Origin of the sequence: Moraxella cuniculi (genome assembly GCF_900637105.1) — a bacterium.
Lineage (GTDB): Bacteria > Pseudomonadota > Gammaproteobacteria > Pseudomonadales > Moraxellaceae > Moraxella > Moraxella cuniculi.
The window spans coordinates 468,431-482,780 of record NZ_LR134343.1 but is presented as its reverse complement, the minus strand read 5'-3'; the positions used below and the strand labels follow the sequence as shown (position 1 = coordinate 482,780).

The 14,350-nt window shown below is 41.6% G+C and carries 13 protein-coding genes; 4 read left to right on the top strand and 9 right to left on the bottom strand.

Translation table 11 applies throughout. The annotated features are described in order from the left end of the window. Positions 1-248: 248 nt before the first annotated feature. Positions 249-674, top strand: coding sequence for a hypothetical protein (locus tag EL162_RS02290; RefSeq protein ID WP_126329807.1), 426 nt, complete (start codon positions 249-251; stop codon positions 672-674). Here the strand turns inward: EL162_RS02290 and EL162_RS02285 are convergent. Then, a complete protein-coding gene (locus tag EL162_RS02285) occupies positions 636-1,919 on the bottom strand; it encodes an ATP-binding cassette domain-containing protein (protein WP_126329805.1) in 1,284 nt (427 codons plus the stop codon). The genes EL162_RS02290 and EL162_RS02285 overlap by 39 nt on opposite strands. Positions 1,920-1,985: 66 nt before the next feature. After that, a complete protein-coding gene (locus tag EL162_RS02280; protein WP_375537709.1) occupies positions 1,986-2,606 on the bottom strand; it encodes a DUF6875 domain-containing protein in 621 nt (206 codons plus the stop codon). A 565-nt stretch (positions 2,607-3,171) separates the two neighbouring features. On the opposite strand from EL162_RS02280, the gene EL162_RS02275 reads away from it, so the two are divergent. The 3 genes from EL162_RS02275 to lpdA all read left to right on the top strand — a co-directional run bounded on the left by EL162_RS02275 (position 3,172) and on the right by lpdA (position 8,876). Further along, entirely contained in the window at positions 3,172-6,027 is a 2,856-nt protein-coding gene (locus tag EL162_RS02275) for a 2-oxoglutarate dehydrogenase E1 component (protein WP_126329802.1), read from the top strand. Positions 6,028-6,121: 94 nt separating this feature from the next. After that, positions 6,122-7,339: a 2-oxoglutarate dehydrogenase complex dihydrolipoyllysine-residue succinyltransferase gene (gene odhB / locus EL162_RS02270; protein ID WP_126329800.1), complete on the top strand. Its 1,218-nt coding sequence runs from the start codon at positions 6,122-6,124 to the stop codon at positions 7,337-7,339. Between the two features lie 88 nt (positions 7,340-7,427). Beyond that, a complete protein-coding gene (gene lpdA, locus EL162_RS02265) occupies positions 7,428-8,876 on the top strand; it encodes a dihydrolipoyl dehydrogenase (protein WP_126329798.1) in 1,449 nt (482 codons plus the stop codon). A gap of 242 nt (positions 8,877-9,118) precedes the next feature. On the opposite strand, the gene EL162_RS02260 is transcribed toward lpdA, so the two are convergent. The 7 genes from EL162_RS02260 to EL162_RS02230 all read right to left on the bottom strand — a co-directional run bounded on the left by EL162_RS02260 (position 9,119) and on the right by EL162_RS02230 (position 14,050). Further along, on the bottom strand, positions 9,119-9,793 hold the full coding sequence (locus tag EL162_RS02260; protein ID WP_126329796.1) for a TerD family protein: 675 nt from the start codon (positions 9,791-9,793) through the stop codon (positions 9,119-9,121). A 49-nt stretch (positions 9,794-9,842) separates the two neighbouring features. Beyond that, positions 9,843-10,418, bottom strand: a complete 576-nt coding sequence (locus EL162_RS02255; RefSeq protein ID WP_126329794.1) for a TerD family protein — start codon at positions 10,416-10,418, stop codon at positions 9,843-9,845. Positions 10,419-10,604: 186 nt separating this feature from the next. Further along, positions 10,605-10,811, bottom strand: coding sequence for a hypothetical protein (locus EL162_RS10085; protein ID WP_197718988.1), 207 nt, complete (start codon positions 10,809-10,811; stop codon positions 10,605-10,607). Then, on the bottom strand, positions 10,798-11,808 hold the full coding sequence (locus EL162_RS02245; RefSeq protein ID WP_126329791.1) for a TerC/Alx family metal homeostasis membrane protein: 1,011 nt from the start codon (positions 11,806-11,808) through the stop codon (positions 10,798-10,800). Before EL162_RS02245 ends, EL162_RS10085 begins: the two co-directional genes overlap by 14 nt. A gap of 226 nt (positions 11,809-12,034) precedes the next feature. Further along, positions 12,035-12,664, bottom strand: coding sequence for a hypothetical protein (locus EL162_RS02240; RefSeq protein WP_126329789.1), 630 nt, complete (start codon positions 12,662-12,664; stop codon positions 12,035-12,037). Next, the gene (locus EL162_RS02235; RefSeq protein WP_126329787.1) at positions 12,654-13,073 is read right to left on the bottom strand and encodes a hypothetical protein; all 420 of its coding nucleotides are present in this window, start codon (positions 13,071-13,073) and stop codon (positions 12,654-12,656) included. Before EL162_RS02235 ends, EL162_RS02240 begins: the two co-directional genes overlap by 11 nt. Positions 13,074-13,075: 2 nt before the next feature. Then, positions 13,076-14,050 carry a hypothetical protein gene (locus EL162_RS02230; RefSeq protein WP_126329785.1) on the bottom strand — a complete coding sequence of 325 codons (975 nt, stop codon included), beginning with the start codon at positions 14,048-14,050 and terminating at the stop codon, positions 13,076-13,078. Positions 14,051-14,350 lie beyond the last annotated feature (300 nt).

Here is a 14,350-nt window from a genome sequence, read left to right as displayed (position 1 = left end):
CGTTTTCTTTTTTGATATTTTTGCTTTATTTTTTTGGTTTTGCTCAATTATCGCACAATCAGCTGGCAGGGCAATCGATTGATTCTTAAACCAAAACGCCCACAAAAAACAACCAATTTTCCAGAATTTTGGACGACAAATCAGCGGCATATTTGCTGTTATCATCAGTTTTTATTCACAGTTTATTTTTTTCTTTAAGCCAATTTTTGCCAGCATGTCTTAGTAGGTTTGACAATGGTTCACAGCTTTTGTCTTTTTCAAGAACGATAAGCGGTGTGGTTGTTTTGGTTGCTGGACTGGCATTATTGGGATTTATCAAAAAAATCGCCCGCTACACCACCATGTTATGGACAACATTTTTATACGGATTACTGTTTGTGTTGCTATTTTTGGTGATTGATAATGAGTACTTATTTTATATGGTATCTGCTTTGGTGAGTGTTTTTTATTTTGTATCAGTGGTGGGCATCAAGACTATTTATGCCAATGACATTGGCGATAAAAATGCTGGCATCTATTTAAGTGCCTTTTCGCTAACAGGCAGGGCTGGCAATATCATCGCTGCCTTAATTTTGATGATAAGCGGTTTTGTGGGATATGGTGGGACGGTGGGAATTTTGGCGTTGTTTGCTACCTTAGCGACAGGTTGGCTGTTGTTGGCAAAAACCGCCTAACTGGCCACCCTGATGGTGGCGAACCTCGATAATCAGCTTGTCTTTGGCAAGTGCTACAAGCTGTTGATTAAGCACGGTGATATGATAATCGTCCAAATTGGCGTCCCATTCATCAAGCAGCAGTATGGTATTTTGTGGGTCATGGATAAGTTCGGTCAATCTAAGCAGTTGCTCTTGTCCTGTGGATAGTGCGGCTGTCGTATACTGAAAATCACTGTCTGGGGTGATGAGCGTGGCAGCTGGATTGTGCTGCTTTAATAATTTAAGCAAGGAGGATTTGCCAGCACCATTCGCCCCTGTCAGGCGTATGTGGTCTGGGTGCGTGCCAGCTGGACGGCTAATTGTGTCAAATAATGCCTCGAGCGTGAGCGTGGTTTGTTGTTTATTTGAGTAAATTTGGAGCTTATCAGGCTGAATGTGAGTAGCCAAATCACGATAAGCGGGCAGAAAATTAACCACGCCTTGATATTTATTTTTAATAAAATTAAACTGGGTATTGATGGTGGCAACAGTATGTACACTGCCGAGTAGTTGTAATGCTCGAGGCAGTACCGCCACCATCATCGCCAGTTGTACAAGTGGCACATCAGCGATGGATAAATAACCAACCATTGCCAGTACGCACACGGCAACAGGGGCGATGACGATGACTTGCTCAAGGCGGACATACCGCCGCAAGCTGCCAAAATAACCATCAAGGGCAGCATCAAGCAAGCGATGATGGCGGCTCGCATTACCAAATAGGACATAATCCCACTGCACAGGCAGTGCTTCGTTGAGCTTGATGTTATCGGCTTGGTTGGTGCAGCTTAGCTTTTGTATGCGTTGCCGACTTGTCAGCACCAATAGGGCAGGCAGAGCAAAACAGGCAAGAATAATAAGGCTAATCACAGCTCCCACTGTCTGATAAAACACCAAAAAAGTGATGAGAATATGTAAATACAGCGACCATGCTTGATTGATAAAATCAATGACGGCGGTTAAGGTTTGGCGTACCTCGCCTGATAGCCAAGCGATTGTTTGTATTTTGCCGTGTTTGCTGTTATAGCCTTGATTGTTATGTATTTTATTAAAAAATCGAATGAAATATTCTGTACAAATATGCTGTTTGGCACGCACAACAACCAGCTTATCCACACCGCTGACCAAATACGCTGCCAATGCCAGCATAAAAAAGTAGCACATCGCTTGCACCGTAGCTTGGGTATCTTGGGCAGCAAGATAAGCCCCTGCATTGGCAATCAAATAAGTAGATGCACCAATAGCAGCTGCTGGATAAGCACCAGTGATATGCTGACAAGCAAAGCACGGTTATTGAGCATTTGATATTTCCTGCAGGTAGTCGTTTAATAGTTGTTTTGCTTGTAATACCTCTTCTTGATTTTTGATTGAGGTAGTATTGTTAAATCGCTCAATAAATTTTTGTAAAAAGTTTATTCGTTGCTTAATAGAGTAATGCTTGGGATTTAAAAATAATAAATCATGAACGGTTAAATCTCGCATTACCAAGCATGGAACTTGTGTCCGCAAAGGAAAAAAAGAAGTGCTATGTAGGCTTGGGGCATTATTATCTGCAAACAGTACACCGAGCATGATATGGTTATTTATACAGGGTATTTTAGATTGTATATGAACCTTGGCAAGAGTTTCGATACTATAATTTTCAGGAAATAAGACAATAATAGATAAATATTTGTTTTTTGAAGCATTTTTGATGCCGAGATATTCAGTGATTAGTTTGTCAATCAAAATACAGACTTGATTCTCATCGGCATTGTCAAAATAAGTAAAATATATGTTGTTATATTTTATTGCTGAGGGTACAAATGGACACACAGCCCCTTTTCTAAAAGGATGGTCTGCACACAAAAAACCTTGAATGTAGGGATAGACTTTTTCATACGCATTTTTTGCTTCTTGATTTGTTGAGATTTCATCAGGGGTTTTGGATATATCCCATAAATCAAATTTTTCCTATCAATATCCTTTTGAGCGCTTTGCAAAGATGATTGAGCAATCCAATCGTCTATTGAGCCAGCAATTTAGTCTAATTTTTCAACTGCAACCATCAATCATGAATGGTGCAGGAATTGAACCATTTTTGACACATAATACTGGAACCAATTACCAGTGGTTTTCTTGTCAAAATATAGACTTGATGATGGATTTGAAATTTCTATATTAAACCAAAATCAATTAAATTGCCAAGCGTTCTAAATGAATAGAACTCAATGAAATCATGCCCTAATCCATTAAGAACAGTTTTATCCTAGCAAAAAAATATCTTGATTCAAGTGTTTTTATCAATTTTTGATTTCTTTACCCAAATTTTAGCTGGTGTGATGTAGAGAGAAGTTTGTTTGAATGAAAAATCACGCTTACCCTTGTTATCTTTGCCCAAATGGCGTAAACTATATCAAATGTGCGTATTGTAAATAGCCAGAGGGAAATTTGCTCAATTATTGGGCAAATGACAACAACCAAAGAGTGGTAGGTCATGACAAAAAATAGCAAAGATACGGTTGCTTATCAAAGCACCGAACTGACAGCCGATGGTGCGGCTTATATCGAAGCCCTTTATGAGGAGTATTTGGCGGACAGCCAAAGCGTAAGTGAGGATTGGCAGCGATATTTTGCTGATTATCGCCAAGATAATGATGCACCGCATAACGCCATCAAAGAGCAATTTTTGTTGCTTGCTCGCAACCAAACCAACCAAACGGTGGCACCAGCAGCACAAGCAGGTGAGTATAGTCCTAAGCAGATGGCAGTGCAGCAACTGATTTCTGCTTATCGCCGTCGTGGCCATCGCAAGGCAAATCTAGACCCATTGGGATTGCAGCCTACCCCAGTAATTGCTGAGCTGACTTTGGCATATCATGGGCTTGATGAGTCTGATTTGGCGGCAACTTTCCCGACCAATGATTTGCTCATCGGCAAATCTGAAGCGACCTTGCGTGAGATTATCGAGGTTTTGGAGCGTGTGTATTGCCAAAGCATTGGCTATGAATATATGCATGTCTTTACCACAGAAGAAAAACGCTGGTTTGAAAATTATATCGAATCATCACGCGGCCATATCCAGTTTGATAAAGCCAAAAAGCTAGAAATCCTAGAACGCCTAACAGCCGCCGAAGGGCTTGAGAAATATTTGGCACGCAAATACACGGGCGTAAAGCGTTTTGGTCTAGAAGGTGGCGAGAGCTTTATCCCTGCGGTGCATGAAATGGTGCAGCGTGCAGGTGGTTATGGCTCAAAAGAAGTCGTCATCGGCATGGCACACCGTGGTCGTTTGAACCTGTTGGTCAATATCTTGGGCAAAAACCCCAGCGATTTGTTTGATGAGTTTGATGGCAAAGTACAGCCAACACAAGGTTCGGGCGATGTCAAATACCATAATGGCTTTAGCTCAAATGTCATGACACCGGGCGGTGAGATGCACTTGGCATTGGCATTTAACCCTTCACATTTGGAGATTGTCTCACCTGTATTACAAGGTTCGGTGCGTGCCAGACAGGCTCGTCGTTCGGAGCAATACGGCTTTGAGATTGACAGCAGTACCGTGATGCCTCTGGTGGTGCATGGCGATGCTGCTTTTGCAGGTCAGGGCGTCAATCAAGAAACTTTTCAAATGTCGCAAACCCGTGCCTACAAAACAGGCGGCACGGTGCATATTGTCATCAACAACCAAGTTGGTTTCACCACTTCACGCATTGAGGACGCTCGTTCAACCGAGTATTGTACCGATGTTGCCAAGATGGTGAATGCACCGATTATCCATGTCAATGGTGATGACCCCGAAGCGGTGGTGTTTGCATCACAATTGGCGGTGGATTATCGCCGTGAATTTGGCAAAGATGTGGTGATTGATATTGTTTGCTATCGCCGCAATGGACATAATGAGTCTGATGAGCCATCAGCAACACAGCCACTGATGTATAGCGTCATCAAAAAATTACCAACCACTCGCACCCAATATGCCGACAAGCTAATCAAAGAAGGCGTTATCACAGCAGCCGAAGGGGCGAAGTTCGAGGACGATTATCGTGAATCGCTTGACCGTGGCGACTTTGTAGCTGGTGGTTTGGTCAGTGAGCCAGATACGCAGCTGTTTGTAGATTGGCAGCCATATCTGGGTCATCAGCTGGTTGATGATTGGCAAACAGGTGTTGATATTGACAAGCTAAAAGCATATGGGCAAGCGATGGCAAAAGTGCCAGAGGGCTTTGTATTGCAGCGTCAAGTTGCCAAAGTGCTGGAGCAACGCCTTGCCATGCAAACAGGCGAAGAGCCACTAAACTGGGGGGCTGCTGAGACTTTGGCGTATGCCAGCCTTGCTGACGAAGGGGCATTGGTGCGTATCACGGGCGAAGATGTGGGTCGTGGTACTTTCTCGCATCGCCATACCGAATTGTACAACATGACCGATGGCAGTATGTACATTCCGTTGCAGCATATTTCACCAAACCAAGCTCGCTTTGCTACCTATAACTCACTGTTGTCCGAAGAGGCGGTATTAGCATTTGAATATGGTTATGCGACCACAGTGCCAAATGCCTTGATTGTCTGGGAGGCACAGTTCGGCGACTTTGTTAATGGTGCACAGGTGGTGATTGACCAGTTCATCTCAAGCGGTGAGACCAAGTGGCAGCGTGTGTGTGGCTTGGTTATGTTGTTGCCACATGGCTTTGAGGGTCAAGGTCCCGAGCATTCATCAGCACGACTTGAGCGGTTCTTGCAGTTGTGTGCCGAAGATAATATGCAGGTGATTACCCCAACCACGCCAGCACAGATATTCCATGCGTTGCGTCGTCAGGTGGTGCGTCCAATTCGCAAGCCATTGGTGGTGATGTCGCCTAAGAGCTTATTGCGTCATCCGCTTGCTACTTCGACACTTGATGAGTTGGCAGTCGGCAAGTTCGAAACCGTCTTGCCAGAGATTGATGCCATCAACCCTGAACAGGTAACACGCCTTGTGTTGTGTGGTGGCAAAGTGTATTATGATTTGCTTGAACAACGCCGCAAACTAAGCCAAGAGCATATTGCCATCGTGCGTATTGAGCAACTATATCCTCTGCCAGAACAACGCATTTTGGACGAAATTGCCAAATATCCAAACTTGCAAGAGATTATTTGGGCACAAGAAGAGCCACTGAATCAAGGTGCGTGGTATTATCTTGCTCCTGAATTGTTCCGCATTGTGGTGCCAGCACCAACCAAAGCGAAGATTGTGCCACCATCGGCACGCCCTGCTGCCGCCGCACCTGCAACTGGCTCGCCAAAATTGCACGCAGAGCAACAAAAAGCCCTAATTGCAGCTGCATTGGGTGTAACTGTTGATGAGTTGAAATAATACAACTTCAGCCGAAGCGGTGGTTGCTTTGGCTGATATTGTTAAATGAATTAAACTAATTTTTAATGATTTATAAACTTTCAAGGAGTTTATTATGGCTGAAATTAAAGCCCCTGTATTTCCAGAGTCAGTGCCAGATGGTACGATTGTTGAATGGCATGTCGCAGAAGGCGAAGCGGTGAGCCGAGATCAGCTGTTGGCTGAAGTTGAGACTGATAAAGTTGTGCTAGAAATCGTTGCACCTGATGACGGCGTGATTACCAGCATTGTCAAAAATGTTGATGACACTGTGTTGTCTGCCGAAGTTGTTGCAACTTTTGAGGCGGGTGCTGTGGCTGCTGGTGAGACTAAGGTTGCCAGCGAAGATCAGGCTGATGGTAATACTACCGTAGATCCAGCATCGGTTGCTGCTCCTGTACAGCCAAAGAGCGATGCCAAAGAAGAAGAGTACAAAGACCAAAGCCCAGCGGTGCGTAAGGCTGCCAAAGAAACAGGCATCAACCCTGCCGATGTACAGGGCAGTGGTCGCGGCGGTCGTGTAACCAAGTCTGATATGGTTAATCCAACCTTAAAATCTGACAATGGTCAAGTGATTGCCACAGCGGTTGGTCAGCGTATCGAAAAGCGTGAGCCAATGACTCGCTTGCGTAAGCGTATCGCAGAGCGTCTGCTATCAGCAACCCAAGAAACTGCCATGCTAACCACCTTTAATGAGGTGAACATGAAGCCGTTGATGGATTTGCGTGCAAAATATAAAGACCGTTTCGAAAAACGCCATGGTGTTAAACTTGGCTTTATGTCGCTGTTTGTGAAAGCGGCAACAGAGGCCCTAAAACGCTTCCCAGCGGTAAACGCCTCTATCGATGGTGATGATATTATTTATCATGGTTTTTATGATGTTGGCGTAGCAGTATCAAGCGATCGTGGCTTGGTTGTGCCTGTGCTGCGTGATACTGACCGCATGAGCATGGCAGATGTCGAGGCAGGCATTCGTGATTATGCCATCAAGGCTCGCGAAGGCAGACTGTCTATTGATGAGATGACAGGTGGTACATTTACCATCACCAATGGCGGTGTGTTTGGTTCGTTGTTATCTACACCAATCATCAACCCACCACAGACTGCGATTTTGGGTATGCACGCCATCAATGAACGCCCAATGGCGGTAAATGGCGAAGTGGTGATTTTGCCAATGATGTATCTTGCCTTGTCTTATGACCATCGCCTCATTGATGGTAAAGAAGCGGTGCAATTCTTGGTAACAATCAAAGAGCTGATTGAAGATCCATCAATGCTATTGTTAGATCTATAAGATCTAATTGCTTGAGCGTGTTACAAAGAATTGCTGGATTGTACTGGCAATTCTTTGCGTGTTTTAAATTAACAAAAAAGAGAAAATTATGAAAAATTCATACGACTTGGTTGTTATTGGTGGTGGTCCTGGTGGCTACGAAGCCGCAATCCGTGCAGCACAGCTTGGTCTGAGCGTGGCTTGTATCGAAAAGCGTGTTCATAAAGGTGAGCCAGCATTGGGCGGCACTTGCTTGAATGTTGGTTGTATTCCATCAAAGGCGTTGCTTGACAGCTCGCATCGTTATGAGGCAACCAAGCATGAGCTTGCCGATCATGGCATCACAACAGGTGATGTGCAAATTGACATTGCCAAAATGCTTGAGCGTAAAGACGCTGTGGTGAAAGGTCTGACAGCTGGTGTGGCAGGTTTGCTTAAGGGTAATGGCATTGACTGGTTGCAAGGCTGGGGTACGCTACTTGACGGCAAGGGCGAGCAAAAACAAGTAAAATTTGCACCGCTTGAGGGCGAAGAGACCACAATCACCGCAAAATATGTAATTTTGGCGGCAGGTTCTGTGCCAATCGAGATTCCAGTTGCCAAGACTGACGGCGAGTATATCGTTGATTCAACAGGGGCATTGGAATTTAGCGAAGTGCCAAAACGCTTGGGCGTGATTGGTGCGGGCGTTATCGGACTTGAGCTTGGTTCGGTGTGGCGTCGCTTGGGTGCTGAAGTGGTAGTTTATGAAGCAATGCCAGAATTTTTGGCAGTGGCGGACAAAGAAATCTCCAAAGAAGCTGCCAAATTACTGAAAAAACAAGGCTTGGATATCCGTGTGGATACCAAAGTTACCAATGCTGAAGTGGTCAATGGTGAAGTGGTTGTTACCACAGATGTCAAGGGCGAGACCAAGACTGAGACTTTTGACAAGCTGATCGTTTGTGTTGGTCGTCGTGCGTATAGCGAGAAGCTACTTGCAGAGGGTTGTGGCATTGAGCTGACCGAGCGTGGCTTGGTGGCAGTTGATGATCAGTGCAAAACCAACCTAGACGGTGTATATGCCATCGGTGATTTGGTGCGTGGCCCAATGCTTGCACACAAAGCCATGGAAGAGGGCATGATGGCGGCCGAACGCATTCACGGCGAAAAAGCACAGGTGAACTATGACACCATCATCAGCGTTATCTATACGCACCCAGAGATTGCATGGGTGGGGCTGTCAGAACAAGCTGCTATCGAAAAAGGCTATGAGGTGAAAACTGGCTCATTTAGCTTGGCTGCCAATGGTCGTGCTTTGGCACAGGGCGAGGGCGTGGGTCTGATTAAGGTTGTTGCCGATGCCAAGACTGATCGTCTGCTGGGTATGCATGCTGTTGCTGTGGGTGCAGGCGAGATTGTTCATCAGGGCATGATTGCGATGGAGTTTGTTTCTAGCATCGAGGATCTGCAATTGATGACTTTTGCTCACCCAACGATATCAGAAGCGGTTCATGAGGCGGCATTGTCTGCTGATGGTCGTGCAATCCACGCCATTCAACGCAAAAAACGCAAGTAAGTTGTACTACAAATAAAAAAACAGCCCTAAGTTGGGGCTGTTTTTTGTTGGTTTGATTGTCAGCTGGGGTTAAATTGCTTGTGTTGTAATATTATCAAAATGACGGAGGAATACCTGCCAAGTTATTTATGGTTTTACGCTCTTTTAACTGGGTAAACCAGCAATATATTAAATAGATATTTGTGTTTATTGGAGTGTGGTATTGAAATAATCTTGAATCAAGCAATTTTCTTCCGCTTTCCTTATTTCGACCCAGCCCCCCAATTAAATCCCCAACCATAATAGTGATCGCACTCTTTGTGTCCGTTGTGGAACGTGATTTCTTTACGCACTGACATTTGATTACCGTGAAATTCAATGGAAGCGATTGCACAGAATGTTCTTGGATCAGTTTGTCTGCCCATTTCTACCACAATATCAGGCTGGTTAGGCACTTTTACCGTGACAATAGCATCAGATTCACCCCATTTTGCTACACCTTCATAGATAAAACAGTAGACAATAATCCGTTTGATATAATTTGCTCCGATAGGATTAACTAAAATATTTTCACCAGAAGAACTACCTGAACCACGATCATCACCACAATGCCAAATATAGGGAGCTTCTGTATAGCAACCTTGTCTAGTACGTTGATTTTTTGCTCCGCCTCGATTATGGGAAAATTGCAAACCATCAATGACCGAAGCTTGTCCATTGGTTAATTCATAGTAACAACCTAAATCTAGGTCAATATCTTGGTTTTTATTAAATAAGTTGGCAAATAATCCATCATTTTTCTTTTGTGTCCAGTTTAAATTGATCACAATATTTTGATCATTACTTTTAGATAAATCAATACGTGTAGAATCACCTGATTTTTCCAATACTACTTTACTTAATGATATTTTAGGTTTCTTTGTTACATCAATAGCCATAATGATTTCTCCATAAAAAATGGGTAATTTCTTACCCATTTATGTTTTATTAAATGTTAATACCGTAATTTCTTGCTAATGCAGCTAATCCGCCAGCAAATCCTTGTCCTACGGCACGGAATTTCCATTCTCCATTGTGGCGATAAACCTCACCAAAAATCATTGCAGTTTCAGTTGAAGCATCTTCGCTTAAATCAAAACGAGCAATTTCATTATTATTAGCCCCATCGACACAGCGAACAAATGCACCGACAACTTGACCAAAGCTCTGCTTTCTAGCCTCTGCATCATGAATAGTAACTGTAATCGCAATTTTCTCCACTGTAGTAGGCAATTTGTCTAGGTGAATAATAATACTTTCATCATCACCATCACCTGCTCCAGTACGGTTATCACCAGTATGCTCAATACTACCGTCTGAGGCTTTTAGATTATTGTAAAAGATAAAATCAGAGTCCGAGCGGACTTTTCCGTTAGCACCAAGCATAAACGCACTACCATCAAGGTCAAATTCTGCCCCATCAGTCGTTCTCACATCCCAACCTAATCCAATCACTAATTTAGTGAGATTTGGGGCATTTTTGCTTAAACTGACGTTTCCGCCTTTTGATAAAGATACTGACATAATAAAATCTCCATTGAGTTTTTGAAAAAATTAGTTGCAAGATTGATAGGGCAATCCCTTTTGTTGGTTTAATTTTTTTGCTGCCTCACAGGCGGAACGAGATTGTTTTCCTGCACAATTTTGATTAAACCAATTTGTTGATCGATTTAATTTGGCAACATTTTGGTTGTACTGATTGACTTCATATTATGAATATTGATTTACTGAGGTTTGCTTTAGGTCTTGTTTTAACCACTCAGCTTCGTTATAAACTTTCACACATTGTTCCATCAATTTATCGCTGATGACTGGTACATAACCACTGGTTGATGAAGTTGGTGGTATTTTGTAAGATTGTGCAAATACCGTAGTGGAAATAAATAGTAGAGCCATTGAAAATTTAAATTTTTTCATTATTTTCTCTCTCTGGAAAAATAAAGGAAGCTAATACCCCAATCGCTAATGTGCCTAACACAATAAATAAGCTTGTATTGGCTGAAATATGAATACCACTATCGCCAAATGCGTGATTCCAAGATTGAATCCCCATTTTGATACCAATAAAAAATAGTAAAGCAATAACGGCTTTTTCAAGATGGACTAAATATTTTGTGAGTGCAGCTAAAATAAAATACAAACTACGCAATCCGAGAATAGCAAAGATCATTGCTGCATAAACAAGTAACGGTTCTTGCGTAACAGCGATCACTGCTGGTACGCTGTCAAAAGCAAAAGCTACATCGGAGGTTTCGATTGCCATTAAGCAAAGAAATGCAGGTGTAGCGTAACGCAATCCTTTACGAGTAACTAATGCAATATTCTCTGGACTAAGTTCTGAATGTTTAACAAAGAAACGTTCTGCATATAATTTAGGTAACACTGGGATCAATTTCCCAGTGAAACGAACACTCCAGTGGTTTGAATAATCTTCAATCTCTTCTTCAGAATCACTATTACTACTGAGCATTTTATAGCCACTCCAAATCACAAAACCTGCAAAAAGGAAGCCTACATAAGGGCTTACTGTAAATAAACTTGTGCCAATCACAACAAAAATTGCACGGAAAATCAATGCCCCAATAATCCCCCAATAGAGAATGCGATGTTGTAATTTTCCAGTGATGCCAAAAGAGGCGAAAATAGCGACAAACACCATCAAATTATCAATCGATAAGCTCTTTTCTAACACATAGCCAGCTAGATAAAGATTTGCGTATCCTTGATCAAATCTCGCCCATAGATAACCATAAAATGCTAATGCCAACCCAATCCAAAAGATTGACCAAAATGAAGCATCTTTTACGCTAATCTCGGTTGTTTTGCGATGAGCAAACAAATCAAGATAGACAGAGGAGGCGATAACACCAAAAAAGATAAGAATTGTTTCTGTGGGGAAACCAAAAGCCGTCATAATATGAATATTCTTTGCTTGATAAATGTACGGATAAAAACTAGAATGTTACTGATATAGTATAGTTTTTTCGTTTTTGCATATTCCACTCCAAATGATCACTTATTCCACTCTTCACGTGACCACTTATTCTACTCTTCATGTGATCATCTAGTAGTTATTTTGTATAATGACTATATTAAATTAATTTGTAGAGGTGGCTAACAGTTGTTAAGACGTGATTTGCTTAGTCTTTTGGATTATATCGAAAATCTAGCGTCATGTGCCGGATGGTGTAATCAAGACCTGAAGAAGGATGGGTATGCGTACTATAGAATGCAAGGCTGTTATTTGCGCAAGGACTGTTGGGCTTGATTATTGGAAAGCAGGAATCCTGCAATGACTTGAACCATTTATCTAGTATCTGCTTTTGGTTGAGATTTGTGCTGTCAATATAAATCAAAAGCCCACCTGCATTTTGACCTTCTAGTCCAGTGGAATAGCGATAAGCAAGCTGATTTAAGCCTTTAGTGGTATAAGTGGGTCCGCTATAAATTTTTCCTTCACCAATCCATTGATAACTCATATATGGCAAAGTGACGACAATATCAGCGTGACCATTGATAGAAGTGTCATGCCCAGCTTGCCAACCACGAGCGGTCAGAATGACGCAAATAATTACATTAATCAGGTTTTCGCCCTGGGTGGGGTTATTTTTAATCCCCTGAGAGCAAATATTTTTATATTTTGCAAGCTCTGCGATAGCAAAATCTAGATCGCAATACAAGGCATCCAAAAATTCTTGATAGCTTTTTGGATTGGGTGTTATGGACAATTGGCGTATCTTATTATTGGATAGTTGCGAATTATTTAGCATTAAACATTTCCAATAATTCATCTGAGGGTGAAAAAAAAGTTAGTACCTGCTCTCCAAACTCCTGTTCGGTTAAGCTCTGCCCAGTAAAAGGATTGAAGAAATCGCTAGTTTTCATTGCCTCTATGATCTCTTCTTTATTTGGTACAATTTTAAAGCCATCTCTTGGATGCTGAGCTTCAAAGTTCTGAGTTAGAATATTATATGGATGCCTGGTTAACAAAAATACCGCTTGATAAAAGCTATCGTCATCAACTCTCGGGCTAATTCGATATAAATCCATAAAGCTCAAGTGAGAGAAAGCTTTTGGGGATCTTGACACATGATTGATAATCGCAAGACAAACACTCGCTACATCTTGGGGGATGTGGCGAGAGTCTAGCTCATTTTTTGCGTTATCAACAATATTCATGATCAAGCAGTCAAGCGATTAATTGCAAAATTCAAATCAGACAAACTCCTACTGCCGTAAATAAAAGCACCATAGACATGTGAAGCATTGGCTGTATGCAGAGCTCGATAACTGCTCTTGATGGCGATATCCATGTCTCTATTATCCACGCGATAGAATCTTGTGTTTATTTTATAAGGAGTGATATCATTATTCAACAACTGCCCGTTGTATTTTTGTCCACGAACTGCTTTTACACCGCCATCATGGTAAGGAGCTTGGCGCAAATCCGTTGCATTTCCTTTTAGTACTTCATGATGAGCCGTACCTGCTGTTGTGATGAATGAAATCTCGGTAACGCCATTGTCGCTATTCTGTGGCAAGTCGTAAAATGCTCTAATTTTTGGGAAAAAATCCACTCGCTTATCCAACCGAATGTCAATTTCCTTGTTTAAAAAATTAAAAAAGTTATTTTCGGCAATATTTAGCTCATTGGCACCAAGTACGTCCGCCAAATCAATTCCAACCACAATCCACTTATTATCAATCATGATAAAATCATGGCAATTTAGCGGAATTTTTTCGATGGCATATATTTCTTGATAATTGCCATCAACTTCCTTTAAATCATTCAAACTAAGTTGAACCTTAACATTAATCTCTCGGCAAACAAAAAAATGATAGAAATCACATAATTCATCAAGCTTCTGTTTTTTGTATGGTTGATAACTTCCAAAATTTTGACCATCAAAATATGCATCAAGCTTAGTTTTTATCTCATCTTCTTTTTCAAAAATAAAAATCAACTTGTCATCAAAGAAAATATGTGCGTTTATTATGTTAGACAAATTTTGATGTAATGTCGTTAATTTAACACTGTCGTACTCGCCACCCAATTTATTTTTAAGATGAATAAATGTTCTGCCATTTAACGAATTTTTGACAGATTTAAAAACCGATTGTATTTCAGAAAAGGAAATACGGCGCTGCTCAGCCACATCTACTAAATCAGCGATTCTCTCTAATCACATTTAAGTCCATATAGTTCACCATTACTTTTTTCATTGATGTAAGCATCTATACACCAATTATGTGTATATTCACAAAACCAAAACAACCATGTTTTTTACCAGCTTGATATACCACCAAACATTCGAAGATTTTAATACCTTACCCAAACATCAGATGATTGGGTATAATTTTGCACAATTGTTACATAAAGGTTTATATATTTTAAAACAAGAGATGGCAATGTGCAAGTATTACAAAATATTTGTAAACATTCTACCCACCCAATA

Coding starts and splice junctions, on each gene's coding strand:
- EL162_RS02255 (WP_126329794.1), bottom strand. CDS start 10,418: ATGTCAGTATCTTTATCAAAAGGCGGAAACGTCAGTTTAAGCAAAAAT.
- lpdA (WP_126329798.1), top strand. CDS start 7,428: ATGAAAAATTCATACGACTTGGTTGTTATTGGTGGTGGTCCTGGTGGC.
- EL162_RS02240 (WP_126329789.1), bottom strand. CDS start 12,664: ATGCTAAATAATTCGCAACTATCCAATAATAAGATACGCCAATTGTCC.
- odhB (WP_126329800.1), top strand. CDS start 6,122: ATGGCTGAAATTAAAGCCCCTGTATTTCCAGAGTCAGTGCCAGATGGT.
- EL162_RS02235 (WP_126329787.1), bottom strand. CDS start 13,073: ATGAATATTGTTGATAACGCAAAAAATGAGCTAGACTCTCGCCACATC.
- EL162_RS10085 (WP_197718988.1), bottom strand. CDS start 10,811: ATGAAAAAATTTAAATTTTCAATGGCTCTACTATTTATTTCCACTACG.
- EL162_RS02260 (WP_126329796.1), bottom strand. CDS start 9,793: ATGGCTATTGATGTAACAAAGAAACCTAAAATATCATTAAGTAAAGTA.
- EL162_RS02245 (WP_126329791.1), bottom strand. CDS start 11,808: ATGACGGCTTTTGGTTTCCCCACAGAAACAATTCTTATCTTTTTTGGT.
- EL162_RS02275 (WP_126329802.1), top strand. CDS start 3,172: ATGACAAAAAATAGCAAAGATACGGTTGCTTATCAAAGCACCGAACTG.